Annotated in this window: 26 protein-coding genes; 13 read left to right on the top strand and 13 right to left on the bottom strand. The window is 72.9% G+C overall.

Translation table 11 applies throughout. From position 1 onward, the window contains the following. Nucleotides 1-24 precede the first annotated feature (24 nt). The 8 genes from ABGB06_RS36865 to ABGB06_RS36830 all read left to right on the top strand — a co-directional run bounded on the left by ABGB06_RS36865 (nt 25) and on the right by ABGB06_RS36830 (nt 10,294). A complete protein-coding gene (locus ABGB06_RS36865) occupies nt 25-1,107 on the top strand; it encodes a LacI family DNA-binding transcriptional regulator (protein ID WP_347599146.1) in 1,083 nt (360 codons plus the stop codon). A gap of 200 nt (nt 1,108-1,307) precedes the next feature. After that, a complete protein-coding gene (locus ABGB06_RS36860) occupies nt 1,308-2,669 on the top strand; it encodes a hypothetical protein (RefSeq protein ID WP_347599143.1) in 1,362 nt (453 codons plus the stop codon). Between the two features lie 95 nt (nt 2,670-2,764). Continuing rightward, complete coding sequence (locus ABGB06_RS36855; protein ID WP_347599140.1) at nt 2,765-4,207, top strand: extracellular solute-binding protein; 1,443 nt, start codon at nt 2,765-2,767, stop codon at nt 4,205-4,207. Beyond that, nucleotides 4,204-5,157, top strand: coding sequence for a sugar ABC transporter permease (locus ABGB06_RS36850; protein WP_347599137.1), 954 nt, complete (start codon nt 4,204-4,206; stop codon nt 5,155-5,157). Before ABGB06_RS36855 ends, ABGB06_RS36850 begins: the two co-directional genes overlap by 4 nt. Then, on the top strand, nt 5,154-6,065 hold the full coding sequence (locus ABGB06_RS36845) for a carbohydrate ABC transporter permease (RefSeq protein WP_347599134.1): 912 nt from the start codon (nt 5,154-5,156) through the stop codon (nt 6,063-6,065). Before ABGB06_RS36850 ends, ABGB06_RS36845 begins: the two co-directional genes overlap by 4 nt. Before the next feature lie 10 nt (nt 6,066-6,075). Further along, a complete protein-coding gene (locus ABGB06_RS36840; RefSeq protein WP_347599131.1) occupies nt 6,076-7,722 on the top strand; it encodes an alpha-amylase family glycosyl hydrolase in 1,647 nt (548 codons plus the stop codon). Nucleotides 7,723-7,727: 5 nt separating this feature from the next. Beyond that, a complete protein-coding gene (locus ABGB06_RS36835) occupies nt 7,728-8,939 on the top strand; it encodes an FCD domain-containing protein (RefSeq protein ID WP_347599128.1) in 1,212 nt (403 codons plus the stop codon). Beyond that, complete coding sequence (locus tag ABGB06_RS36830) at nt 8,936-10,294, top strand: Gfo/Idh/MocA family oxidoreductase (protein ID WP_347599125.1); 1,359 nt, start codon at nt 8,936-8,938, stop codon at nt 10,292-10,294. Before ABGB06_RS36835 ends, ABGB06_RS36830 begins: the two co-directional genes overlap by 4 nt. 53 nt (nt 10,295-10,347) lie before the next feature. Here ABGB06_RS36830 and ABGB06_RS36825 read toward each other — a convergent pair whose 3' ends face one another. After that, nucleotides 10,348-10,887, bottom strand: a complete 540-nt coding sequence (locus tag ABGB06_RS36825) for a DUF1062 domain-containing protein (RefSeq protein WP_347599122.1) — start codon at nt 10,885-10,887, stop codon at nt 10,348-10,350. A 322-nt stretch (nt 10,888-11,209) separates the two neighbouring features. Between ABGB06_RS36825 and ABGB06_RS36820 the strand changes: the two genes are divergently transcribed. Continuing rightward, complete coding sequence (locus tag ABGB06_RS36820; protein WP_347599120.1) at nt 11,210-11,923, top strand: histidine phosphatase family protein; 714 nt, start codon at nt 11,210-11,212, stop codon at nt 11,921-11,923. A gap of 95 nt (nt 11,924-12,018) precedes the next feature. Then, nucleotides 12,019-12,633: a GPP34 family phosphoprotein gene (locus ABGB06_RS36815; protein ID WP_347599117.1), complete on the top strand. Its 615-nt coding sequence runs from the start codon at nt 12,019-12,021 to the stop codon at nt 12,631-12,633. A gap of 59 nt (nt 12,634-12,692) precedes the next feature. Here ABGB06_RS36815 and ABGB06_RS36810 read toward each other — a convergent pair whose 3' ends face one another. From ABGB06_RS36810 to ABGB06_RS36785, 6 genes are all read right to left on the bottom strand, one after another. Continuing rightward, nucleotides 12,693-15,335: an FAD/NAD(P)-binding protein gene (locus ABGB06_RS36810; RefSeq protein ID WP_347599211.1), complete on the bottom strand. Its 2,643-nt coding sequence runs from the start codon at nt 15,333-15,335 to the stop codon at nt 12,693-12,695. 395 nt (nt 15,336-15,730) lie between these two features. Continuing rightward, on the bottom strand, nt 15,731-16,006 hold the full coding sequence (locus ABGB06_RS36805; protein WP_347599115.1) for a hypothetical protein: 276 nt from the start codon (nt 16,004-16,006) through the stop codon (nt 15,731-15,733). 154 nt (nt 16,007-16,160) lie between these two features. Further along, complete coding sequence (locus tag ABGB06_RS36800) at nt 16,161-16,598, bottom strand: GNAT family N-acetyltransferase (RefSeq protein WP_347599113.1); 438 nt, start codon at nt 16,596-16,598, stop codon at nt 16,161-16,163. A gap of 50 nt (nt 16,599-16,648) precedes the next feature. Beyond that, complete coding sequence (locus ABGB06_RS36795) at nt 16,649-17,605, bottom strand: carbohydrate ABC transporter permease (protein ID WP_347599111.1); 957 nt, start codon at nt 17,603-17,605, stop codon at nt 16,649-16,651. Beyond that, nucleotides 17,595-17,969 (bottom strand): sugar ABC transporter permease, encoded by a 375-nt coding sequence (locus tag ABGB06_RS36790; RefSeq protein WP_347599109.1) that lies wholly within the window; start codon nt 17,967-17,969, stop codon nt 17,595-17,597. The genes ABGB06_RS36795 and ABGB06_RS36790 overlap by 11 nt, the downstream gene beginning before the upstream one ends. After that, entirely contained in the window at nt 17,905-18,411 is a 507-nt protein-coding gene (locus ABGB06_RS36785) for a sugar ABC transporter permease (RefSeq protein ID WP_347599107.1), read from the bottom strand. The genes ABGB06_RS36790 and ABGB06_RS36785 overlap by 65 nt, the downstream gene beginning before the upstream one ends. Nucleotides 18,412-18,454: 43 nt before the next feature. On the opposite strand from ABGB06_RS36785, the gene ABGB06_RS36780 reads away from it, so the two are divergent. Both ABGB06_RS36780 and ABGB06_RS36775 read left to right on the top strand, forming a co-directional pair. Further along, on the top strand, nt 18,455-18,994 hold the full coding sequence (locus ABGB06_RS36780; RefSeq protein ID WP_347599105.1) for an extracellular solute-binding protein: 540 nt from the start codon (nt 18,455-18,457) through the stop codon (nt 18,992-18,994). Between the two features lie 147 nt (nt 18,995-19,141). Beyond that, nucleotides 19,142-19,354: a hypothetical protein gene (locus ABGB06_RS36775; RefSeq protein WP_347599102.1), complete on the top strand. Its 213-nt coding sequence runs from the start codon at nt 19,142-19,144 to the stop codon at nt 19,352-19,354. A gap of 138 nt (nt 19,355-19,492) precedes the next feature. Here the strand turns inward: ABGB06_RS36775 and ABGB06_RS36770 are convergent, their stop codons facing one another. The 5 genes from ABGB06_RS36770 to ABGB06_RS36750 form a co-directional block, all read right to left on the bottom strand. Then, nucleotides 19,493-19,912: a GntR family transcriptional regulator gene (locus ABGB06_RS36770; RefSeq protein WP_347599099.1), complete on the bottom strand. Its 420-nt coding sequence runs from the start codon at nt 19,910-19,912 to the stop codon at nt 19,493-19,495. 4 nt (nt 19,913-19,916) lie between these two features. After that, nucleotides 19,917-20,729 carry a hypothetical protein gene (locus tag ABGB06_RS36765; RefSeq protein WP_347599096.1) on the bottom strand — a complete coding sequence of 271 codons (813 nt, stop codon included), beginning with the start codon at nt 20,727-20,729 and terminating at the stop codon, nt 19,917-19,919. 123 nt (nt 20,730-20,852) lie between these two features. Next, on the bottom strand, nt 20,853-21,323 hold the full coding sequence (locus ABGB06_RS36760; protein WP_347599093.1) for a GNAT family N-acetyltransferase: 471 nt from the start codon (nt 21,321-21,323) through the stop codon (nt 20,853-20,855). After that, nucleotides 21,320-21,529: a hypothetical protein gene (locus ABGB06_RS36755; RefSeq protein WP_347599090.1), complete on the bottom strand. Its 210-nt coding sequence runs from the start codon at nt 21,527-21,529 to the stop codon at nt 21,320-21,322. The genes ABGB06_RS36760 and ABGB06_RS36755 overlap by 4 nt, the downstream gene beginning before the upstream one ends. A 17-nt stretch (nt 21,530-21,546) precedes the next feature. Continuing rightward, nucleotides 21,547-22,083: a hypothetical protein gene (locus ABGB06_RS36750; protein ID WP_347599087.1), complete on the bottom strand. Its 537-nt coding sequence runs from the start codon at nt 22,081-22,083 to the stop codon at nt 21,547-21,549. Between the two features lie 909 nt (nt 22,084-22,992). On the opposite strand from ABGB06_RS36750, the gene ABGB06_RS36745 reads away from it, so the two are divergent. Then, nucleotides 22,993-23,316 carry a hypothetical protein gene (locus ABGB06_RS36745; protein ID WP_347599084.1) on the top strand — a complete coding sequence of 108 codons (324 nt, stop codon included), beginning with the start codon at nt 22,993-22,995 and terminating at the stop codon, nt 23,314-23,316. 467 nt (nt 23,317-23,783) lie between these two features. Here the strand turns inward: ABGB06_RS36745 and ABGB06_RS36740 are convergent. Then, nucleotides 23,784-24,010: HNH endonuclease signature motif containing protein (locus ABGB06_RS36740; RefSeq protein WP_347593819.1), on the bottom strand; the 227-nt coding region annotated here is incomplete at its 5' end.

The following is a 24,010-nucleotide window of genomic DNA, read 5'->3' as shown; positions in this document are numbered from 1 at the left end:
ACCCGCACGCGAGGGCAGGGAGACATGACCACCCATCGTGACGACGCGCGGGAGCGCACGGCTCCCCGGCGTGGCTCCCGGCCCACCATCCTGGACGTGGCGGCCCTGGCGGGGGTGTCCAAGTCCGCCGTGTCCAAGGTGTTCAACGGCCACGGCGGCATCTCCGGGCCGACGCGGGACCGCATCCTGGAGGCGGCCGGCAAGCTCGGCTGGTCGCCCAGCGCCAGCGCCTCGGCGCTGCGCGGGGAGCGCACCCGGACCATCGGCCTCGTCCTGGCCCAGGATCCGGACCCGCTGGCCGCGGACCTGTTCTTCGCCGAGACGGTCGCCGGCCTGGAGCACGAGCTCGGCCCGCGCGACTACGGCCTGCGGCTGCACGTGATCGGCTCCGAACCCGAGCGGGAGACCATGCTCTACGAGCGGTTGGTCCGCGAGCGCCGGGTCGACGCGTTCCTCCTCACGGACAGCCGGGTCGGTGACCCGCGGCCCGACCTGCTCCGCAGGCTCGGCGTGCCCGGGCTGCTGATCGGCCGCCCCTGGCGCGAGGGAGCCGTCGAATGCGTGCACTCGGCGGGACTCGAGGACGCGATGTCGGCCGCGGTGGACCACCTCGTGGAGCTCGGGCACCGGGACATCGCCTATCTGGCCGGGCCCGGGGACCGCGTCTACATCCGGCTGCGTCGCCGCCGGCTGGAGCGGTCGCTGGCGCGGCACGGCCTCACGCTCCGGGCGATGGTCGACACGGAGTTCACCAACGAGGCCACCGCCGAGGCGACGCGGCAGCTGATGGGCGAGTCGTCCAGCCGCCCGACGGCGGTCTTCTACGCCAACGACACGATGGCGCTCACCGGCATCGCCACCGCGCAGCGCATGGGGCTGCGGGTCCCCGAGGACCTTTCGGTGATCGGGCACGACGACCTGGCCCTCGGCCGCTGGCTGCACCCCAGGCTGACCACCATCAGCCAGAACGCCCGGCTGGTCAGCAGCGCCGCGGCCCTGCGGCTGCTCGAACTGCTCGGCGAGACCGTCGAGGAGTCTCCCGACCCGCCGTCGGCGGTCTTCACCATCCGGGAGTCGACGGGCCCCGTCCGCCCGGCGACCTCCTAGCGGCTCGTCTCCGCTCACCGACCCGCGCTCTCCGAACCCCGCGTGCTCCGGACCGCCGCGGGGCGCCCGGCCGTGGGGTGAGCTGCGTCACGCCGCCGACAACGGCACCGGTCTACACCATTCCCCTCCGCCGAACCGCGTGCTAGCGTGCGCCGGCATGACCGATCAGACCGGTCAGACCAGTAGGAAGGGTGGACGTCGTGAGCGGGCAGAACGGACCGGGGGAGGCCCGGCGGGTGCTGGTCAACCCGGACGCCTCGACGACGGATGCGGGGCAGCCGGAGACCCGGCTGTACTCGGAGGGCGCGTTCCGCGGCGTCGACCGGCCGGTGCTCGCGCCCGTCGGCGGCGGACACCGCAGGATCGCCGGCACCCCGTTCCTCGACCCGGCGACCGGTGAGCTGCCGGGCGCCCGTCTCGCGACCGACGAGGAGATACGGGCCTTCCGGGCGCACACCGCGGCGGTGGCGCTGCCCGACGACGATGGCCGGTACGCCGACCTCGCCGAAACCGCGCTGCTCGACCTCTACGCCCTCTCGCTGCCCGGCGGCGCCGTCCTCGGCGCGGCCAGCCCCTACTGGGCGTTCGTCTGGGCCCGGGACAACGCGCTGGTCGTCGCCGCGTTCGCGCTGCTCGGCCAGTTCGACGACGCCTGGGACGCGCTGCGCTTCATCTACCGGGTGCAGGAGCCGGACGGCCAGTGGGAGGCGCGGTACCTGCCGGACGGCTCGGGTGAGGTGCCCGACGACCGCGGCCGGCAGGACGACGGCATCGGCTACACGCTCTGGGCCACCTGGCTGGCCGCCCGGCTGAGCCCGCCCACGACGCGGGACGCGGCGCTCGCCGAGCTGCGCCGAGGAGTCCTGGCGGCGGTGGCCGCGGCCGGCGACGTGCTGGACGCCGCCACCTCGCTGCCCCGGCCCAGCCAGGACTTCTGGGAGACCGACCAGGAGGAGCCCTCCCTCGGCGTCGCGGCCCCGCTCGCGTTCGGGCTCCGCGCCGGCGCCGAACTGGCGGAGCTGCTGGGCGAGGCCGCTGCCGCCGCCCGCGCCCGCCGGCACGCCGACGCGCTGCTCGCCGCCGTCGTGCGCACCTACGGCCCGTCCGGCTACGAGCGCTTCCCGTCGGGCGGCGGCCGCGACGCCTCGGTGGCGTTCCTGCTCCCGCCGTTCGTCACCGCCTCCGGCGCCGCGCTGGTGCCGGGCGCCCGCGCCGCCTGGGACCGCTCGCGCGACGAGATGCGGGTCGCCAACGGCGGGCTGCGCCCCGGCGCCGCCTGGCCGGACCCGCACACCGCGTGGAACCCGCAGGTGTCGCTGTACGCCCTCACCGCGGCGGCCCTCGGCGAACGCGCCATCGCCCGGGCCCTGCTGGACTGGCTGGACGCCCACCGCACCCGCCTGGGCTGCCTGCCGGAGAAGGTCACGGCCGCCGGCACGCCGGCCGCGGTGGCGCCGATCTCGACGGTGGCCGCGGCGGCGCTGATCGCCCTGGCCCTGCTCGACGGGCGCCCGGTCCCCGTTCTCGACGGCTTCGAGCCCGCCCTCGCGCGGGCCCGCTGACCCGCCACCCGATCCCGACACCTCGATCCCGACACCTCGATCCCGACACCCCCATGCCCTCATCCCCGATCCCGCCACTCCCGAGGAGGACGCCCATGCGACGGGCCCCCGGCTTTCCACCCAGAGCCCGAACGGCGGCGCCGCGGCGCCCGGCGTCCGCGCTCGTCGCCGTGCTCGCCGGCGCCCTCTGCGCGACGACGCTCGGCGCCTGTTCGCTCGTGAGCCCGTCGGGCGACGGGCGCGACGGCGAGGTCACGGTCTGGACCCCGCACAGCACGCCGCCGCGGATGGCGGCCCAGGAGCAGATAGCCGCCGACTTCGAGGCCGAGACCGGCATCCACGTCAACATCGTCGGGATGGCCGCCACGGACATGAACCAGGCCATCGTCGCCGGCGCCGCCTCCGGCGACCTGCCCGACACGGCGCTGGTCGGCCCCGACCAGGTCGCCCGCTGGACCGACCAGGGCCTGGTCGACACCGGCGCGGCCCAGCGGGCGCTCACCGCGCTCGGCCCCGACACCATCAGCTCCCGCGCCGTCGACCTGGTCACCGTCGACGGCGAGGTCGCCGCGGTGCCCTCGGACGGCTGGGGCGAGATGCTCTTCTACCGCACCGACGTCTTCGACCAGTTGGGCATCCCCGCGCCCACCAGCGTGGCCGACGTGGTGGCGGCGGCCCAGGCCGTCGACGAGGCGGACCTGGACATGGCGGGCATCGTGCTCGGCACCCAGCCCGCCAACGCCTCGGCCTCCGAGAACCTGGAGCACCTGGCGCTGGCCGGCGGCTGCGACATGTTCGAGGGCGACGAGGTCGCGCTGGAGTCCGAGGCCTGCGTCGACACGTTCACCAGCTACCAGGAGCTCACCGAGGCGTCCGTCGCCGGCGACCAGAACATCGAGTCCACCCGCGCCTCGTACCTGGCCGGGGACGCCGCCATGGTCCTCTGGTCGCCGCACCTGCTGGACGAGATCGCCAACCTCGACCCGGCCTTCCCGGTGAGCTGCGCCGAATGCGCCGACGACCCGGCGTTCCTCGCCCGCAACACCGGCGTCGTCGGCTCGTTGACCGGCGACCACAACGACACCGCGACCGGGTTCGGCCTGACCATGAACCACGCGGTGCTCCAGGGCGCCGACCGCGCGGAGACGCTGCGGTACATCGACTACGTGATGAACGAGGGCTATCTCGACACCCTCGCCATGACCCCCGAGGGCCGGATCCCCGTCCGGACCGGGCCCCCCGAGGACCCGCAGCGCTTCGTCGACGAGTGGCGCTCGCTGCCGTTCGGCGCCGACCCGGCGAACCGGCGGCCGTTCGCCGAGATGTTCGCCCCCGAGGTGGTCGAGGAGGTGTACGCGGCGGCCAACGCGTTCACGCGCTGGGGCTTCGGCACCGAGAACTGGGCCACGGCCGGCGCGGCGTTCACCCAGAACACGCTCGTCACCGACGTCAACCGGCTGGTCGGCGGCGGCGATCCGGCCGACTACGCGGAGCGCGTCGCCACCGAGATCAGAACCATCCAGCGGGAGAACCAGTGAGAGTCCCGAACCTGACCGCCCGCCCCCGCCGCCGCACCCTCGCCCGGCGCGAGGACCTGACCGGCCGGGCACTGGTGAGCCCGACGCTGCTGGTCGTCGTCCTGGTGGTGCTCACGCCGTTCGTGATGAGCCTGCTCTACGCCTTCCAGGACGTGCGGCTCATCGACATCGGCCCGCTCGGCGACGGCGAGACCCGGTGGACCCTGGACAACTTCCGCGCCGTGCTGTCCAGCAGCGGCTTCTGGGCCGCCATGCGGACCACCGTGCTGTTCGCCGTCGTCACCACCGCGGGCTCGGTCGCCGCGGGTCTGGCCATCGCCCTCGCGCTGCGCAAGCCGTTCCCCGGCCGCGGACTGGTCCGCGCCCTGGTGCTGATCCCCTACGTGCTGCCGGTGGTCGCCGCCGTCATGATCTGGGAGCAGCTGCTCAACTCGCAGTACGGCTTCGTCAACGCGTTCGGCGAGCGGTTCCTCGGCTGGGACGAGCCGGTGTCGTTCCTGAGCACCACCTCGATGGACGTCGCCGGGCTGCCGCTGCCCGTCACGCTGCTGGTGGTCATCGCGTTCGAGATATGGAAGACGGCGCCGCTGGCGTACCTGTTCATCACCGCGCGCCTGCAGGCCGTGCCCGGCGATCTGGAGGAGGCCGCGCTCATCGACGGCGCCGCCCCCAGCCAGAGCTTCCGGCACGTGCTGCTGCCGCAACTCGCGGGCGTGCTCGCGCTGCTGGCGGTGCTCCGGTTCATCTGGTCGTTCCAGAGCTTCAACGAGATCTACCTGCTCACCGGCGGCGCCGGCGGCACCCAGGTGCTGGCCGTGCGCGTCTACGAGGAGCTCACCACCCAGGGCGACATCGGCGCCGCGTCCGCCCTCGGCCTGGTGATGATGGCGATCCTCACCGTGCTGCTCATCATCTACGTCCGCATGTCCCGCAGGGAGGTCGCACGATGACGACCAGCACCAGCACCAGCACCGCGCCCCCACGCACCCGGGGTGCCACCCGCCACCGCGTGGAGCGGCGCGTCCTCGGCGTGCTGAAGTGGCTCACCATCGCCGTCACCGTGCTGGCCTGCGCCGGTCCGTTGGTCTACGGCATCCTGCTCTCGCTCCGGCCGCTGACCGAGGTCATCACCAACCCGCTCGACATCTTCCCCGCCCCCTCGGAGATGGACTTCAGCTCCTACACCACCGCGCTGCGCCCCGAGGCGGAGGGCGGCGGCGGCATGGCGCGGTTCATGGGGAACTCGGCGATCGTCGCGCTGGGCACCGTGGTCCTGGCGACCGCGTGCAGCGTGCTGGGCGCCTACGCCGCCGTGCGGCTGCGGTTCCTCGGCCGGGACACCGTCAGCGTGCTGTTCCTGGCGGTCTACCTCTTCCCCGGCATCGTGCTGGCGGTCCCGCTGTTCGTGATGTTCTCCCGGATCGGGCTCCGCGGCCAGCTGGTCGGGCTGATGATCATCTACCTGGCGCAGACCGTGCCGGTCGCGCTGTTCATGCTGCGCAACTACTTCCTCGCCGTGCCCGCGAGCGTGGAGGAGGCCGCCATGACGGACGGCTGCACCCGGACCCAGGTCATCTGGCGGGTGGTGCTGCCGATGGCACTGCCCGGCATTATCTCCACCGGCCTGTACGTCTTCATGATCGCCTGGAACGAGTACCTGTACGCGCTGCTGTTCCTGGTCGACAAGCGCGACCGGTGGACCGCCTCCCTGGGCATCGCGCAGCTCTCGGACTTCGCGGTGCCGCCGACCGTGCTGATGGCCGGGTCGATCGCGCTCACCGTGCCGATCGTCGTCGTCTTCGTCCTCGCCCAGCGCTCGCTGCTCTCCGGGCTGACGGCGGGGGCCGAGAAGGGATGACCCGGTGGGCATGACCTGGTGGTCCGACGCGGTCGTCTACGAGGTGTACGTCCGCAGCTTCGCCGACTCCGACGGTGACGGCGTCGGCGATCTCGCGGGCCTCACGGCCCGGCTGCCGCATCTGGCCGAACTAGGCGTGGACGCCCTGTGGATCACGCCGTTCTTCCCCTCGCCCGGCCGCGACCACGGGTACGACGTCGCCGACTTCACCGGCGTCGACCCGCTCTTCGGCGACCTCGCCGCGGTCGACGCCCTGGTGGCGCGGGCCCACGCGCTGGGGCTGCGGGTGCTGTTGGACATGGTGCCCAACCACACCTCCGACCAGCACCCGTGGTTCCTGGCGGCGCGCGCCGAGGGCCGGGACGGGCGCGGCCACCGCGACTACTACCTCTGGCGGGACCCCGCGCCGGACGGCGGGCCGCCGAACAACTGGATCTCCAACTTCGGCGGCCCGGCCTGGACGTTCGACCCGGCCTCCGGGCAGTACTGGATGCACGCCTACCTCTCCGAACAGCCCGACCTCAACTGGCGTTCGACCGCGGTGCGCGAGGAGTGGGCCGCGATCCTGCGGTTCTGGCTGGCCAGGGGCGTCGACGGTTTCCGGTTCGACGTCGCGCACAACCTGCTCAAGCACGCCGACTTCCCCGACAACCCGCCCGCGCCCGACCCGCCCGCGCCCGACCCGGCCACGCCCGACCCGGCCACGTCCGGGCGCCCGCCACGGGTGGGGCGGGCCCGGGAGGCGCACGGGCTGGTCCGGATCCACGACATCGACCAGGACGGCGTGGTCGACCTCTTCCGCGAGCTGCGCGCCGCCCTGCCCCGCACCGCCCGGGACGAGCCGCCGTTCCTGCTCGGCGAGACGGTGCTCGACGACCCGGAGCGGGTGGCCCGTTACGTGGCACCCGGCGGGCTCGACGCGGCGATGTGGTTCGGCCCCGAGGCCGCCCGCCTCGACGCCGCCGAGCTGCACGCCGCCCTCGCCGCGATGGCGCACCCGCCGGGAACGGGAACGGTGGCCTGGTTCCTGTCCAACCACGACCGGTCGCGGCCGGCCACCCGGCTGGGCGGGGCCCGGCGGGCGCTCGCCGCGGCCGGCCTGGTCCTGGCGATGCCCGGGCCCTACCTGCTGTACCAGGGCGAGGAGATAGGCGCGGAGGACCTCAGGGTGCCGCCGGGCGCGGCCCGGGACCCGCTCGCGGTGCGAGCCGGGCAGCCCGAGGCGTCCCGGGATCGCGCGCGGGCGCCGATGCCGTGGTCCGCGGCGCCCGACCGGGGATTCGCCGCGGCGCCCTGGCTCCCGCACGGCCCGCTGCCCGCGGCGGGCTCCGTCGCCGACCAGGCGGCGGACCCCGGCAGCCCGCTGGCCGGATGGCGCGCGCTGATCGCCGCGCTCCGCGCGGTGCGCGGGGCACTGCCGCGCGCGGCGACGGTGGAACGGCACGGCGACCTGGTGGTGATCCGGCGCGGGCCGCTACTGGTGGCGGCCAACCTCGGGGACGCCGCGGTGCCGGTGGAGGTCCCGCTCGGCCCGAGTGAGGCCGCGATCGCTGAGATGCTGTGGCGGTCGGGCGGTGGCCCGGCGGACGACGGGTCGCTGCGCGCGACGGAAACGGCCTGGTGGCGCCTGCCCGGGCGACACGAGGGTGGGGAGTGACGACGGTGAGCGGTGCGGGAACGAGCGGCGACGGCGGTACGGATGCCGGCGGCGCCGGCATCCAGGCCGCGGCCAACGACAGCGCGGCCAACGACGGCTTGGGCAACGGCGGCGCGGCCAACGACAGCGCGGCCAACGACAGCGCGGCCAACGGCGGCTTGGGCAACGGCGGCGCGCCCAACGGAGTCTCGGCCAACGGCGGCTTGGGCAACGGCGGCGCGGCCAACGACAGCGCGGCCAACGACAGCGCGGCCAACGGCGGCTTGGGCAACGACAGCCCCGGCAACGACAGCCCTGGCAACGACGGCGCGGGCCACGACAGCGCGGGTATCCCCGGCAAGGGGATGCGCAGGCCGCGGCCGCACGGGGCGTTCGCGGACGCGGGCGCGGCGCTCAAGCACGACATCGAGGAACGCATCCGCACCCGCGCGTGGCAGGCCGGCCACCGCCTGCCGGGGGAGCGCGTGCTCGCGCAGGAGTACGCCGTCTCGCGCGCCGTGGTGCGCGAGGTGCTGCAGTCGATCGCCAGCCAGGGACTCATCGAGATCTCGCCCGCCCGCGGCGCCTTCGTCCGGCGTCCCGACGGCAGCGTGCTCGCGGGCGCGTTCAGCCGGCTCCTCAGCACCCACGGGGCGACCGTCCGCGACGTCTTCGAGGCCAGGGTGCTGCTGGAGACCGAGGTCGCCGGGCGGGCCGCCGCCCGCCGCGGCGCGCCCGTGGCGGAGCGGCTCGCGGCCCTGGCGTCGGCGATCGACGAGGGCGACGACCTGCTGGACCAGGCCATCAGCGACCTGCGGTTCCACTCGTTGCTGTGCGAGGCGACGGGCAACCCGGTGCTGTCCGCCATGCACCGCGCCATCGCGCCGTACGTGCTCTTCATGACGCTGCGCCGCGAGCGCAGGCCCGCGACCAGCAACGCGCGGCACGACGAGATCCTGGCCGCGGTGCGGGCCGGCGACGAGGCGCTGGCCCGGCGGCTGACCAGGGTGCACCTGGACTCCACCCGGGAGTTCTTCGCCGGCGCCTTCGACCGGCCGGTGGACGAGGTGGCCGCGGAGAACCTGCGGCGCATCTCCGGCGGCTTCTGGACGCTGGACGACGTGGTCCGACGCGCGTTCGCGGAACTGGACGGCCAGGAACTCACCCAGGACGACGCACGACGCGCGACACCCCACTCCACCCCCCACCCCACACCAGGAACGGAGCACGGCAGATGAGCACCAGCGGGCGACCGGTCAGGACGGCGATTCTCGGACTCGGCGGCCGGGGCGCCGAGGCCTACGGCCAGTGGTTCCTGCGCCACCCCGAACTGGCCACCGTGGTCGCCGTCGCGGAGCCGATGGAGCACCGGCGGGAGGCGTTCGCCGACTCGGCCGGGGTGCCGGCCGACCACCGTTACGCCGCCTGGCCCGCGCTGCTCGACGACGCCGAACGCCTCGGCCTCGACGCCGTGGTGATCGCGTTGCCCGACCGGGTGCACGTGGAACCGGCCGTCGCCGCGGCCCGGCGCGGGCTGGCGATCCTGCTGGAGAAGCCGATGGCCACCGACGAGGAGGCGTTGCGGGACCTGGAGACCCGGCTGCGCGGGCTGGCGCCGCGCGTCGCCGTCGCCCACGTGCTGCGCGAGACGCCGTTCTGGCGCAGCGTGCACGCCGTGCTGGACGACGGGCTGATCGGCGAGCCGGTGACCATCCGGCTGGAGGAGAACATCGGCTACTGGCACTTCGCGCACAGCTACGTGCGCGGCAACTGGCGGAACACCGCCGCGGCGAGTCCCATGGTGCTCGCCAAGACCTCCCACGACCTGGACATCATCCGCTGGCTCGCGGGCCACCCGCCGCGCACCGTCAGCAGCGTCGGGAACCTGCTCCACTTCCGCGCGGAGAACGCCCCCGAGGGCGCCCCGACCCACTGCGTCCACGGCTGCCCCGCCGCCGACACCTGCCCGTTCTACGCCCCGCGCTACTACGTGGACGCGCTGGCCGACGTGGACGGCTGGCCGGTGGCGCTGCTCGGATCCGACACCAGCAGGGCGGGCCGGCTCACCGCCCTGGCCGAAGGCCCCTACGGGCGCTGCGTGTACCGCTCGGACAACGACGTGGTCGACCACCAGCAGACTGTGTTCGAGTTCCCGGGCGGACTGACCGCCACGCTCACCACCTCGGCGTTCACCGGCGCCAACACCAGGACGGTGCAGATCACCGGGACCCGCGGCGAGGTGTCGGGCCGGATGGAGACCGGGGAGCTGCGGCTCCAGCGGTTCTCGCCGGCCGCGACCGCGCCACCGTCGGTGGGGTACGCGGTGACGTCGAGCACGGACGGACCGCTCGGGCACCGGGTGGACGAGTGGCGCGCCGTCCCCGAGGCGTCCGACGCCGGCGACCACCGGGGCCACGCCGGCGGCGACGACGCGCTGGTGGAACGGTTCGTCCGGGCCGTGGCCGCCGACGACTTCGACGCCGAGGTGACCACCTCGCTGGCCGCGTCGCTGGACAGCCACTGGATGGCCTTCGCCGCCGAACGCTCCCGCCACACCCGCCGCGTCGTCACCCTGGCCGACGTGCGGCCCTGAACCTAGCCGGGGCGGAACACGCCAGAACCGTGTTCCGCCCCGGCCGCCTGGACCTACTGAACCGACCACACCAGGACGAAGGAGAAGTCCTGTCTGGTCCTGCGGTTCAGCGGGATGTCGATCTTGACCCGGTCAGCGATCTCCCGACGGCTGAGGCCCAGTCCGGAAGCGATGAGCCGTTCGGGACGGACGGGCACGGGATCGTCGAAGACGACCGTGATCCGCACGGGCCACGGACTCTCGGGAACGGGAGGCACGTGGAGTTCCCAGCACCCGTCCCAGTCGAGCGCGAACCGGTTCCGCCGGGCGATCAGCGGGTCGAGGAGGGTGTCCACGACGAGTGACGGCGAGTTGGCCGAATAACCGGCCAGCAGGCGGGCGGGCAGTGAGCGCACCGGGACGCGCTCGTGGACGGTGAGCTTGCCGGTCCGGTCACACGAGACGCAGTTGACCAGGAGCCAGACGTCGAGGAGCTTGCCGTTGGCGTTGACGCGGAACTTGCCGTCGCCGAGCGTGGCGCGGCCGGAAGAACAGGCCACGCACCGGAGGGCGAGCAGGGGCAGCTTGGTGCGCCGCACCGCCCAGGGCAGCACGGTATGAGGATGTGAAGACATGAGCTCTCTGAAAACCTGACGAAGGCATGGGAAGAAGAGCCGACGGCGTCGCCGGCGACCAATGCGCAGGAACTGTCAGGTTCAGAGAGCAGGCGGCGTCATGCGCGCGAAGTCCTCACGTAGGGAACACCCAAGGGAAGCGGCCAGGCTAGGCGACCACCAGCCGGGCGGTCCATACCTTTTCGCGACCGCGAGGTCCCCCGACCGGCCGGAGAATCCGTTTGCGGGCGTCGGCGCGCTCCTTCCATAGTTCCGACGGCCGGAACCAGCCGGCCGCCACCCACGAGAGGGGCACGCCCACATGCGGACCGTGTACGTCGTCACCCATCCGGAGGCCACCCACCACGTCGAGGGGGTCGTCGGCGGTTGGCACCACTCGCGGCTCACGCCCGTCGGTGTCCGGGCGGCCGCGTCCATCGCCCGGGCGCTGCGGGAGCGGATCCCGGACGGCGCCGAGGTGGAGCTGTTCTCCTCCGACCTGCGGCGCACCCGCGAGACGGCCGACGAGGTGGCCGAACTCCTCGGCGTGAAGCCGATCCTGGACCGCCGGCTGCGGGAGAAGTCCTTCGGCGAGGCGGAGGGCAGGCCGCAGGAGTGGCTGGACGGGAGGTACGTCCCGCCGCCGGCCGTCGGCGACCGGATGGGCTACGACCAGGGCGTGCCGGGCGCCGAGACCTACGCGGCCCTCGCGCGGCGCGTCTACGCGGCCATGGACGAGATCGTGCGGCGCCCGTGCGAGCACCAGATCGTGGTAACCCACGGGTTCGCCATGACGTACGTGGTGGCGTGCTGGATCGGGATGCCCCTCGAGTCGCTCGACTACGTCGTCTTCCACGCCCGCTCCGGCAGCATCACCACGCTGCACGAGGACGACTTCTACCGCAGCCGTCGCCTCGTCGCCCTCGGCGACGCCCAGCACCTCGACGCCCAGCACCTCGACGCCCAGCACCTCGACGCCCAGCACCTAGACAACCAGCACCTAGACAACCAGCACCTCGACAACCAGACCGGCTGACCCGTACGCGTCCGTTCGCCGCGCGGGATCGGCCGGGATCTGGTCTGCTGGTTCCGTGGGTCGTCACCGCCGCTGCCCCTGATGTGGAGTCCGCCATGACCACACCGCGGGACCTGATGATCACCGCCCTGGACGTCGAGCCGCGTCGCCCTCTGGAGCAGGGCGAGCTGTCGCTGGCGCTCGCGGGGGCCGAGCTGATCGACCTGCTGGCCGCCCGGGAGGTCGGGCTGGACGGCGACCACGTCGTGCGCATCGTGCCGGACCATCGGACGACACCGGCGGATCCGCTGCTGAACGAGGCCGCGGCGGCCCTGGTCCGGCGGGAGCCGTACGAGTCCGTCGAGGACTGGCTGTGGCGCCGGGGCCGGGGCCTGTCCGCGGCCTATCTGACCGCCCTGGAGGCGGAGGGACTGGTCGCGGCCCACCGCCGCGGCCGGACGCCCTTCGCGTCCGGCCGGCTGGAGCCGGTCGACTCGCCGGACCGGCGCCGGGCGGCGGACCGCCGGGCCGCGGACGAGCCCGTGCTGACCAGCCTCGCGGCGGCCGTCGGGCTCCGCGACGAGGCCACCGGCGACGCGGCGGAGGTGCCCGACGAGGCGACGGAGACGGTGCTCGCCGCCGTCCGCGACGCCGTGGTGGAACTGGCGGGCGTGCGCCAACGACGGGACATCGAACGGGCCGCCTTCGACAACATCTGGCGCGCCGAATAGCCGCGCCGCGGCCTCCGGCCGGGTGCCGCGCCCGGCAAGGGCCTACAGGGCCTACATGCCTACAGGGCCGTCAGGCGTCGGTGGTCGGCGGGGGAGGAGCGTCGGTCGAGGCGGGTCTCCAGCAGGCGCCGCGCGTCGTCGCACCGCCCGCCGGAGACGAGCGCGTGGAGCAGCGTCTCCTCCACGACCTCGCGCTGCGCGGCGCTGCCGCCGACCCGGCGCAGCATCGGCCGCACCGCCTCCAGATGGCCGACCGCGTCGGGCCAGCGCTCCTCCAGCACGGCGATCAGGGCGTCGCAGAACGGGGCGATGACCTCGCGCTGGACCGGGTCCGCGCCCGCGGCGTGGGTGCGCAGCCGCCGCAGGGCGGGCAGGTCGCCGGCCGCGGTGAGGGTCACCGCGCCGTGCAGGGCGGTGAACGGCGTCGTCGGGTGTTCCACGACCTCCCGTCCGACGGCGGCGAGCACGTCGGCCGTCGGCTGGTCGCCGGTCCAGCCGCCCGCCAGCCGGGCCCGCCACAGGAGCGATCCGGAGTCCACCAAGGCCCGGACGCCGCCCACCCGGTGCGGCGCGAGCTGGGAGAACCAGCGCCGGCGCACGGCGTCCTGGTCGTCCAGCGCCAGCTCGTGCAGCGCGACGTGCCAGGCGAAATGCGCCCGGTGGGTGGCGCCGCGGCCCTGGCCGGCGATCCAGCCGTCCAGCCAGTCGCGGCCCTGCCGGTGCGCCCCGGTCTCGTAGTACACGTGCGTGAGGGCGTGCGTGGCGTGGCCCGAGGCGGGCTCGACCGCCAACGCCCGGCGGGCCAGCTCGGAGGCCTCGTCGTAACGGCCGTCGTCCTGGCGCACGAAGGCCAGCAACGAGGTGTGGAACCAGTGGCCCTCGTAGGCGGGCGCGGTGCGCTCGACCAGCCGGCGGGCCATCGCCCCGTCGAGGTCGGTGACGCCGGAGAACGCGATGGTGGGCACCGCGACGGCGAGCGCCAGGGCGTCGCCCGGATACGCCGCCAGATGCCGGGTGAGCGCGGCGTCGCCGCCGCCACCGCCGGTGATCCGGCTTGACACGACGTCGACGAAGCCGCGTTCGCGCTCGTCGGCGCGCTCCCGCGCGGCTCGCTGGGCGTCGGCCAGGGCGCGCGGCACGTCGACGTCCGAGCCGCACTCGTGGCCGAGCAGGGCGAGCGCGGCGTGGCCGAGGGCGAAGCCGGGGTCGAGCTCGACGGCGCGGGACAGGGCGTCGGCGGCGCCGGCGCGCACCTTCAGCACGCGTTCCAGTCCGACGCGGTACGCCGCCGCCGCGGCGGCGTGCGTGGACAGCGGCAGCCCCTGCAGGTCGGTGGGCCGGCGCCGGCCGCGGACCGGACGGCGCACCGGCTCCAGAACGGCCTCGGCGATCTCGGCGGCCTGGGCGCGGATCTCGGGGACGGCCGTGGTCTCCCACAGCTCGCCGCGGCGCGGCCAGCCGAGCGTGAACAGCGGGCGCGGCGCGCGGCCGTCCGCGCCCCGCAGCCGGCCGCCGTCGGTGGCGACCCCGATGCCGAGCGGCCCGGGGACGGCGGCGCCGTCGGCGAACAACCCCTGCCACAGCGGGTCGGGGCGGTCGGCGACGCGCAGTCCGGGCCCGGTGCAGTCGACCACCCAGGCGGCGCGCAGGGTGCGGTCCGAGGTCAGCGTGACGTCGAGGGCGCCGTCGTCCCGGGCGACGACGTCGCGCACCTGTCCCGTGTGCACGCGCAGCCGTTGGGCGGTGAACGCCCGCTCCACCGCCTCGGCGGTGGCCGGGGGCATGCGGTGCCGGTGGAGGTTCCAGCGGGAGGCGTCGCGGGCCAGGAACTCGGCCCGCTCGGCGTCCGAGAGGGCGGTCCACAGGGTCTGCGACAGCGGGCGGAGGCCGTCGACGGCGGGCCGCCAGTCGCCGTGCCGGCGTACGGCCGCGGCGACGTGCCGGCGCACGGCCGCGCGCAGGGTGCGGAGCGGCAGGCCGACCAGTTCGTCGGGCGCCAGCAGCGGCGGGAGCTGGACCAGGGCGTGCCGCCGGGGCAGGGCGCCGCCGCGGGAGACCATGTGCACGCGGCGGCCCGCGCGTTCCAGGGTCAGCGCCACGTCCACGGCGGTGAGTCCGGTGCCGACCAGCAGCACGTCCCCGTCCCCGGGCGAGCCCTCCGTATCGGCGCCGGGCGCGTCCAACGCGCCGAGCGCGTCCAGCGCACCGGGCGCCCACGGGTCGGGGACGAAACGGGCCGAGGCGCGCAGCGGCTCCGGGGCCCAGGACTGGGTGCCGGGGGCAGGGCCGGTGGCCAGCACGACGCTGTCGGCCTCCAGGGTCTGACCGTCGGCGAGGCGCAGCGTGCCGCGCCCGCCGCCGGTCCAGGTACAGCGGGTGGCCGTGGTGCGCAGTCGGCGCACGGCGACCGTGCCGTGGGCGCGGATGACGGCCTGGCCGAGGGAGTCGGCGAGATAGGCGCCGTACCGCTGCCGGGGGACGAAGTCGCAGGCGGATGCCTCCGGTTCACCGTGCTCCCGGAGCCAGCGCACGAAGTGCGTGGGGTCGTCCGGATAGCAGCTCATGCCGCCCGCGGGCACGTTGAGCCGGTGGCGGGAGTCGGCGGTCGCGTAGGCGACGCCGCGGCCCGCCTCGGGCGCCGGGTCGATCAGCACGAGGCTGACGGGCGTACTGCGGCGTACCGCCGTCTCGCACACCTGCATCGCGGTCAGCGCGCCGGCGGCGCCCGCTCCGACGACGGCGACGAGGGGACGGGCGGAGTTGGTGGTCACGGGAGCCTCCAGCACGACGGCGCGACAGGCATCGCAGGGTTCTCCTTCCCCGACCGCCGCCGGCGATCCGCTCCCGGCGTCGGCGACGGGGCGAGAGGTCCTCTGGCCAACCTACCTCTTACGAACCTATATTTCCGATGGAAATAGTAGGGATACCCGTCGCGCTTGGGAACACTCGGCGCCCATCCGCCTCATCCGTTCGGTGCGTGACCACGGCGCTCCGGTGCCCGAGGCGGCGCGAACTCCCGCCGGCCGCGCCGGCCCCGGCCGCGTCGCGCCGGGCGCGACGCGGCCGGGAACCTTCGCCACGGTCCGGGCGGAGCCGCTCACCTGGGAACGCGGCCCTGGGGGTTCGACGACCAGAGCAGGCTGCGCACCAGGCGGCAGGTGATCGCGGACGGCGGATGGACGCCGATGCGCTCGGCCACCAGCGCTATGACCTCGTTCCTCGCCTGCTGCGGGGTGTACAGGCCGCTTTCGAGGCAGGCGATGGAGATGCGCATCGCCTTGATCATGCGATTGTGCATGACATACCACTCGCGGGGCATCCCCGCCGGGAGTCGCTTCTTGGACACGGGAGTCGGTGCGTACGCCACGGGCATGGGGCGACCTCCAAGGAGCCTGGCCGAACCAGAACTTACCCCTTCATGATACTGCCTCAGACTGACAATCCCCGCTGGTCACAAGCCTTTTCGGGATGTCTGTTCGATTCTGCTGAGGCGGACGTGGCACCAGCGGTCAGTGCGTCCTGTCGGGCTACGACCTCACCTCGAACCGATAGACCCGCGAGTCGCGGGCCACGAAACCGAGGCGTTCGTAGAGCCGGTTCGCGGACTGCCGGGAAGGACTCGACGTGAGGTCGACCGTCCGGGCGCCGGCGGTCTCCGCCAGCCTCAGCGCCTCCTCGGTCAGGGCGGATCCGACGCCGTGGCCTCGCGCGGTCTCGTCGACCACGACGTCCTCGATGCGACCGCGAAGCCCGGAGGGCAGCGGCACCAGGACCAGGGTCGTCATGCCGACCACCCTGCCCCGCACCCGTGCCGTCAACAGCGTGTTCGCGTCGCTCCGGAGGAGCCGCGTCACCGACGCGCGGTCCGTCGGGTCGGGCCTGCTCGAGAGCTGGGGCAGCAGGCGAGCGACCGCCTCGACCAGTTCGTCGGTCGCCTCGCGGACGACCTCGACCTCGACACTCATCTGCCGACCCTACCGAGCACCCGCGGCGACCGCGCTCGGTCCGGACCGTGTCACCGGATGCCGGTGGTCGCGATGCCGCGGAGCAGCCAGCGTTGGCCGAAGAGGAAGACCAGGAACAGCGGCAGCAGGGAGACCACCGACATCGCGAACATGCCGCCGAAGTCGGACGCGGACTGGGCGTCCACGAAGGTCTTCAGGGCCAGCGGGGCGGTCTGGTTGCTCTCCCTGGTCAGGTAGATGAGCTGGCCGAAGAAGTCGTTCCAGGTGCCGATGAAGGTGAAGATCGCCGTCGTCGCCAGGGCCGGCGTCATCAGCGGCAGGATGATGCGCAGGAAGATCCGGGGGTGCCCGGCGCCGTCGATATGGGCGGCCTCGTCCAGCTCGCGCGGTAGGCCGCGGATGAACTGCACCATCAGGAACACGAAGAACGCGTCGGTGGCGAGGAACTTCGGCAGGACCAGCGGCAGGAAGGTGTTCAGCAGGTTGAGCTCGGAGAAGAGCACGTACTGCGGCACGATGATGACGTGGATCGGCAGCACGATGGTGCCGAGCATGAGCTCGAAGAGCACCTTCCTGCCGCGGAACCGCAGCCGGGCGAAGGCGTAGGCGGCCAGCGAGCAGGAGAACAGGTTGCCGAGGATCGCCCCGAAGACCAGGATCGCCGAGTTCCACAGGTACCTGCCGAACGGGGACGCGAGCGCCGTCCAGCCGTTGCTGTAGTTGTCGAGCGTCAGGCCGTGCAGGCTGAGTCCCTGGTCCCGGAAGATGACGTCGTTCGGCCGGAACGAGCTGACGACGAGCCAGATCAGCGGGTAGAGCATGGTGAGCGCGACGGCGATCAGCACCAGATGCTTGCCGAGCGCCACCGCCCGCCGCCTGGCCACGCCCGCCGGCAGCGGCCCGCCGCGGCGGCGGGCCGGCGCCGCGGGACGACCGGCCGGCGCCGCGGGACGACCGGCCGGCGCCGCCGGCCCCGGACGCGTTTCGGCCGTCGTTTCAGTCGTCATAGAACACCCAGAATCTCGATGACCAGAAGTTCACGGCGGTGAACGCGGCGACGATGACCAGCAGGGCCCAGGCCATGGCGGAGGCGTAGCCCATGTCGAACCGGCCGAACCCCTGCTTGTAGATGTAGAGCGTGGTGAAGAGGGTCGAGTCGCTCGGCCCGCCCGTGCCGCCGGAGATGATGAAGGCCTGGGTGAACGACTGGAACGCGAAGATGACCTGGAGCACCAGGTTGAAGAAGATGATCGGGCTGAGCATCGGCAGGGTGATCGACCGGAAGCGACGGATCGCCGTCGCGCCGTCAACCGCCGCTGCCTCGTGGTACATCTGCGGGATCTGCCGCAGCCCGGCCAGGAAGATCACCATGGGTGACCCGAAGGTCCAGACGTGCAGCACCACGATGCTGCTCAGTGCCGTCGAGGGGTCGGCGATCCACCCCGGCCCCCGTGACGCCGAAGTTCCCGAGGAGGGCGTTCACTAGGCCCTCCAGGCCGAACACCCGGCGCCACAGGATGGCGATGGCCACCGAACCCCCCAGCAGGGATGGCAGGTAGAGCACCGACCGGTAGAACGCCAGGCCGCGCAGGCCGCGGTCCAACAGCAGGGCCAGGCCCAGCGCGAGGGCGAGCTGGAGCGGCACCGAGTAGACGACGTAGATGAGCGTCACCTTCAACGACGCCCAGAACTGCGGGTCGTCGAACATCCGGGTGTAGTTCTCGAACCCGCTGAACTCCGGTGGCTGGAGCAGGTTGTAGTCCGTGAAGGACAGGTACAGCGAGGCCAGCACCGGCCCGATGGTGATGCACACGACGCCGAGCAGCCACGGGATCAGGAAGAGATAGGCGACCCGGTTGTCCTTGTACTCCGTCGACGTCCTCTACGGCGTCCCCACCGGCGGCAACGCCATCGGCCTGATCCTCAACCCGGCCGTCTTCGACGCCGCCGGCGTCGAACTGCCCGACCCGGACACCTGGACGTGGTCGGAGTTCGTCGACGTCGCCAACGCGATCACCGCCAACAGCCCCGACGGCACCTACGGGTTCGACCCGCGGGCCAACGACCTCCTCGGCGTCTACGCCGGCCAGCGCGGCACGCCCATCTTCGACGAGGAGGGCGAACTGGGCGTCGCCGCCTCGACGATCGAGGACTTCTTCGAACTGGAGCCGGCCCTGCTCGACGGCGGGGGCCCACCGCCCGCCGAGATCATCCAGGAGGGCGCCACGCTCACCCCGGAACAGTCCCTGCTGGGCACCGGCGAGGCGGCGATGACCATCACCTACTCCAACCTGGTCGGCGCCTACGCCGCGGCGGCCGGCGAGGACCTGCGACTGGTCGCCCTCCCGGGCGAGACGGAGTACCAGCAGCCGGGCGCCACGGTGTTGCCCTCCTAGTTCTACGCGATCTCGTCGCGCTCCGAGCACCCCGAGGAGGCGGCGGCTCTCATCGACTACCTGGTCAACTCCCCGGCGGCGGGCGAGAAGATCCTCGACGACCGCGGCCTGCCGTTCAACACCGAGGTCCGCGACGCGATCACGCCGATGCTGGACGACGCGGGCGAGGCGAACTCGGCCTACGTCGAGCAGGTCTCCCAGAACGGCGCCCCTGCGGCCCCGATCCCACCCGCCGGCGGCTCCGCGCTCAACGACATCACCTCCCGGATCGACTCCGACGTGCTCTTCGGCAACGTCTCACCGGCGGACGGCGCGGCGGAGTGGGTCGCGCAGATGGAACAGGCACTGGCCTCCGCCTGAGCGTGGGGAAGGTGTGAGCGTGACCGCACTGCCCTGGTTGCGCGTCGACGGGCGCCGGCTCGTCGACACGCGGGCTCGCGGAGCCGCTCGCCGAACGCTTGGCCGCGCTCCTCGCGAGCATCACGGTCGCCGCGGCCGTCAGGGCGGGCCGTCGCCGTCCGGTGGGCGTGCGGCGGCCGGTGGCGACGAGGGCGACGGTGCGGTGCCGTTGGTCAGCGCCGCCTGGACGATGCGGATGGCCTCGTGGGCGTCGATGCCGACGCTCGCGATGACGGCGGCGTACTCGGCGGCGGCGCGGCGCGCCCGTTCGCGCCCCTTCTCGCCGGACGCGGACACGAAGGTGCCGGCCGATCCGCGGGTCTCGATCAGCCCCGCCTCCTCCAACTCCCGGTAGGCCCGTCCGACCGTGTTGACGGCCAGGCCGAGGTCCGCGGCCAGACGTCGGATGGTCGGAAGCCGGGTGCCCACGGCCAGCGTGTGGTCCTGGATCTGCCGGGCGAGCTGGGCGCGGAGCTGCTCGAACGGTGGTACGGGCGAGGCCGAGTCGATGACGATCATCGGTTCACCGGCCGCGTGTGGCGTGCCGGGCCACCGCGCCGCTGCTCGCGGCCCGCGCGGAGATCAGGGCGAGCACGACGACGCTCAGTGCGACGAAGACGAGCCACGCGACGTTCCACCAACCCAGCGGCGTATCGAACACCGACACCGCCGGCAGGCACCACACCACGCTCGGCGTGGCGACCTCGCGGGCGTCCTCGACCCGCATGATGACGTCGGCGGTCAGCGAGACCTCGTCGTCGGCCACGGCCGGGTGCGTCAGAACGTGGCGCAGCTGGACCACCGTGCCGACCGCGATCCCGCACAGCCCGATGAGCAGGATGAGCGCCGCGTATCGCGCGGCGGAGTCCTGCACGGTCAGGGCGCGGATCGCCAGCACCGCCGGGCCCGCGAACATGGCAGCCGCGAACGCGGCATGCGGCCGGCCGAGCACGGTGCGCCAGCCGAGCCGGACCGGGTGCGCCGCCCGGCGCGGTAACGTCGTGCCGGCCCGCCGGTCGACGCGCCGCACCCACCAGTCGAGCAGTGACTGGGCCAGCACGAGCCCGGCCACCACCGCCGTCAGAACCAGCAACGAGCCGTGTTGGTACGGCCCGGACCCGTCGTTCGCGGAGTCGACAGGCCGGTTGACGACGTAGATGAGGGCGATCGCGATGATGAACGCGGTCAACAGGACATGAGCGGCCAGACGGGTACTGCGTCGGACCGCCAGACGCGTGGCCAGCAACGGCGTCGGCCGGACGTCGGCCAGGCCGTGCCGGGCCAACCACACGCCGGCCTCCCTGAGATCTGTCGCACGCACCGACTGGTCAGCCATCAGGCGACGCTCCCTTCGGCATGACGCCCTTGTCTGAAGTCTTGTCTCATCAAGTTGCGACAAGATCTGCGACAAGTCAATCCCTGGGGCGAGGGTCCGTTCGCCGGGCACCCTCGGCAGCGTTCAGTCGACCGGCAGGAAGTAGCGTCGCTTCTCCTTCGCCTGAGCACCCAGACGGTCGTAGAACCTGATCGCGTCCGTGTTCGTCGGCGGGGTCTGCCACTGGACCTGTCCGAGTCCGAGTTCGCGTGCCTCGGCCACCACGGCCCGCACCAGCAGGGGGCCGATCCCCAGGCCCCGGTGACCGTCGCGCAGGAACAGGCAGTCCATGTGGAGGTACTCGGCTCCGTCCCACGTGGACACCTCCGGCGCGCACGACGCGTAACCGATGAGGTCTCCGTCGCCCGACTCCGCGACGAGGCACCGCAACCGCGCGGTCTCCCCACCGAAGAGCAGCCGTTCCAGCCGGCGGGCCAGATCGGCCGGCGGGGGCGCCGCCCCCTCGTAGGCGGCGTGTTCGGCCGCGAGTTGGGCAAGACGAGGAAGGTCGGCGACACGGGCGGGCCGTATCCGGGCCGATGCGGCGTCGGTCACCGGACCTCACCCTCCAGCGCATCGTCGCGCCAGGCCACGAGCCGCTCGTCGAGCACCCCCTGGCCGTCCAGAACGTGCCGGGCGAAGGCATCCCGTTCGTGAGCCAGGACCGCCGCCTCCCACACACGGGGGGCGAGACCCGAACGCCCGGGTCGGAGCCGGGCGGCGTCACCGGCCGGACCGGTGAAGACGGCGAGGTCGGACATGTATCCCTACCCCCCGGTCAGGCCCCGGTGTCCGGCTGCGGCCGACCGTTGTGGCGCAGGCGGAGGCGGCGCCGGGGGTGCGAGCGCAGCAACGGATGGAGGCTCCAGCCCAGCTCCGAGGCGACGCGCATGACGTGACCGGCGCCCGCGCCCCGGAAGTAGTGCACGCCGAGCTCCAGGTCGCGGTGCAGGCCGAGAGAGGAGGCCGCGGCCAGCCGGGTCTTCTTCCCGACCTTCCGGTCCACGCGCGCCCGGTAGTACTCCGCGTCGCCCTCCCGCACCAGCGCCACGGGCGTCACGCACCAGCGCGGGATGAACGGCACCCGGCCCAGCGTGGCGTCCAGCATCCGTATCGCACCGTTCTCGGAACGCGGCATCAGGTAGACGACCAGCTGGACCACCGGCGCTATGCCGTAGAAGCAGAGCGCGAGGAGCACCCACACCACCCACCACACCGGCAGGAACACCAGGGTCAGCGGGAGCAGCACCAGCCAGCGCAGAGCGGCCGATCGGACGGGCAACGGCCCCCAGGCCGGATCGTCGTGGTCGTGCATGAACGGTGTGCTCCCCCGGGTTCGCCCTGGCGCTCGACAGCGCGCCAGTGAGTGTACGCGCGGGCGCCGAGGCCGACGAACCAGCGTTCGGCCCGGGGCCACGACACAAAGCGCTGGCGCTCTACCGGGCCGAGTGCACCCTTACCGCCTACGACCTGTTCGGCCCCGACGGCGGCCATTGTCGCTTTGGGTGGTGCGCCGATGCGTACGAACCACAGAACGGCCGCCCCTACGTCCCGCGCCTTTCGCATCGCGAAGATGCCGTGCGCCCTGCCGAGATATTCCGCCCCGGCACGATGGTCGCCGACAACCGCTCGTTCCTGAGCTGTCCCAAGGGCGATGCCGTCAGCGAGAGTTGCCAGAACGCGGATGAGCGCCGGAGGCGTGGCGTCGGAAATCGCCCGGGTAAACACTTCTTCGGCGATTTCCGACAGGGCGCCCATCGCGCCACTGGTAGCCCTGTCGAGCTCAGAGGAAAACGCCGAGTGCATGTGGTCGAAATCGGCAGTCCGGAGGACGCCGGAGCGCCAATTGAGAGCCGCCGGCATGACCTTGGTCGTTTCGTTGTGAGTGGGAAACCGTGCTGTCGGTCAGGATTCGGAAGAACGCAGAATTCGGAGCCCTGCGAGGCGCCCGCTGCCGCGGCGTCCGAACCGCGGGCCGCAACGCGAGGGGACGGCGACACCGTACGATGACGATGAGCCGGACGGCCCTGATGGGGCGCCCGGGACGTGCATCGGCAGCCGACCTGGCCGGGTACCACAGCTCCCCGAGGCCCGCTTGCGAAATTCCGAAGTTGGCGCGAAATGCGGCTGCCACACTTTGGCTGATTCGGCCCGTGTACAGAGATTCTTGCGCGGCCTTACCGTTTCGAGGTGGCACAGCCACGCTCTCGAAGGGAGAAATTAGGTGGCGGGAACTCCAGACGCGGTCACCCCGGAATGCCGAGGCGGCAAGGTCGTCATCGGCTACGAGGGACATCCCCAGACGGAGAAGGATTGGTACGGCCTCTACAACCAACAGCCCGACCCCTCCAACTGGAGGATAGGACTGATCGGGCACAAATCAGGTGACGACCAATCCGGCGAGTGGCAGTGGGCCTCCAGCGGCTCCAGCTACACCACCGGCCAGGTGAGCGGAGAGAACCTTCGAACCGTCTACTGGACGCATGACAGCAGCGGGTACGTGGCCGTCAGCGACACCCAGGGTACAAGTCTCTACTGCAAGTTGTAGAAACCCCGGATCAGACGGCCTCAACTAACGGCATGAAACTGCCTCGATGGAATGTCCACCATCGGGGCAGCGATGCATGCGCATCAGCATGAGATCCGCGGGGTCGGCTCCGTCAGCTTTCGGCAGCGGCACCCGGGCTGGGGTGCCCCTTCCCGAGAGCCGACGGTCCTCACGCCCGGCAGCCGACCGGGCGCCGGCCCCGCACCCCTGTAGCCCCACTCGGCGCCAGCGCCGGACCAGATCCTCCACCCGCCGGAGAACGCGTCCGACGGTCGCCGCGGCATCGAAGTCGACGCTCGCCGACACCCGCAGCGGCGGCTCGACGGTGGGGTGCGGGAGGTTCCGGTACTCCAGCGTGATCTTGTCGAACCGCCCGGACGCCGGGTTCAGCGTGTCCTGGATCGATGACTCGACGTGCGATGGCGGTTCCCGCAACCGACCGGGTGATCCTGTTGTCAGCTGGTTGGTCAGGCGGCGTAGGTGTGTGGGTCTCGGCTGTAGTGGTGGCCGGTGGGGGCGGTCCAGGTGATCTGGTCGGTGGTGGTGTCCCGTTCAACCGACCACGGTGTCTGGTGCTTGACCCGGTGGTGGCGTCGGCACAGGGCCATCAGGTTGTCCGGTTCGGTGGGACCGCCGGCGTCCGGGTCCTGGTGGTTGAAGGGCTGGATGTGGTCGATGTCGCAGCGGTGGGCCG

It is taken from the genome of Streptomyces sp. B6B3 (genome assembly GCF_039871525.1).
GTDB lineage: Bacteria > Actinomycetota > Actinomycetes > Streptomycetales > Streptomycetaceae > Streptomyces.
Note: the sequence above shows the minus strand (reverse complement) of the source record. Positions and strands in the feature narration are given on the sequence as shown.

Coding starts and splice junctions, on each gene's coding strand:
- ABGB06_RS36845 (WP_347599134.1), top strand. CDS start 5,154: ATGACGACCAGCACCAGCACCAGCACCGCGCCCCCACGCACCCGGGGT.
- ABGB06_RS36805 (WP_347599115.1), bottom strand. CDS start 16,006: ATGCCCGTGGCGTACGCACCGACTCCCGTGTCCAAGAAGCGACTCCCG.
- ABGB06_RS36830 (WP_347599125.1), top strand. CDS start 8,936: ATGAGCACCAGCGGGCGACCGGTCAGGACGGCGATTCTCGGACTCGGC.
- ABGB06_RS36755 (WP_347599090.1), bottom strand. CDS start 21,529: ATGTCCGACCTCGCCGTCTTCACCGGTCCGGCCGGTGACGCCGCCCGG.
- ABGB06_RS36790 (WP_347599109.1), bottom strand. CDS start 17,969: ATGGTGATCTTCCTGGCCGGGCTGCGGCAGATCCCGCAGATGTACCAC.
- ABGB06_RS36750 (WP_347599087.1), bottom strand. CDS start 22,083: ATGCACGACCACGACGATCCGGCCTGGGGGCCGTTGCCCGTCCGATCG.
- ABGB06_RS36815 (WP_347599117.1), top strand. CDS start 12,019: ATGACCACACCGCGGGACCTGATGATCACCGCCCTGGACGTCGAGCCG.
- ABGB06_RS36865 (WP_347599146.1), top strand. CDS start 25: ATGACCACCCATCGTGACGACGCGCGGGAGCGCACGGCTCCCCGGCGT.
- ABGB06_RS36810 (WP_347599211.1), bottom strand. CDS start 15,335: ATGCAGGTGTGCGAGACGGCGGTACGCCGCAGTACGCCCGTCAGCCTC.
- ABGB06_RS36820 (WP_347599120.1), top strand. CDS start 11,210: ATGCGGACCGTGTACGTCGTCACCCATCCGGAGGCCACCCACCACGTC.
- ABGB06_RS36840 (WP_347599131.1), top strand. CDS start 6,076: ATGACCTGGTGGTCCGACGCGGTCGTCTACGAGGTGTACGTCCGCAGC.
- ABGB06_RS36795 (WP_347599111.1), bottom strand. CDS start 17,605: ATGACGACTGAAACGACGGCCGAAACGCGTCCGGGGCCGGCGGCGCCG.
- ABGB06_RS36775 (WP_347599102.1), top strand. CDS start 19,142: ATGCTGGACGACGCGGGCGAGGCGAACTCGGCCTACGTCGAGCAGGTC.
- ABGB06_RS36855 (WP_347599140.1), top strand. CDS start 2,765: ATGCGACGGGCCCCCGGCTTTCCACCCAGAGCCCGAACGGCGGCGCCG.
- ABGB06_RS36770 (WP_347599099.1), bottom strand. CDS start 19,912: ATGATCGTCATCGACTCGGCCTCGCCCGTACCACCGTTCGAGCAGCTC.
- ABGB06_RS36765 (WP_347599096.1), bottom strand. CDS start 20,729: ATGGCTGACCAGTCGGTGCGTGCGACAGATCTCAGGGAGGCCGGCGTG.
- ABGB06_RS36800 (WP_347599113.1), bottom strand. CDS start 16,598: ATGAGTGTCGAGGTCGAGGTCGTCCGCGAGGCGACCGACGAACTGGTC.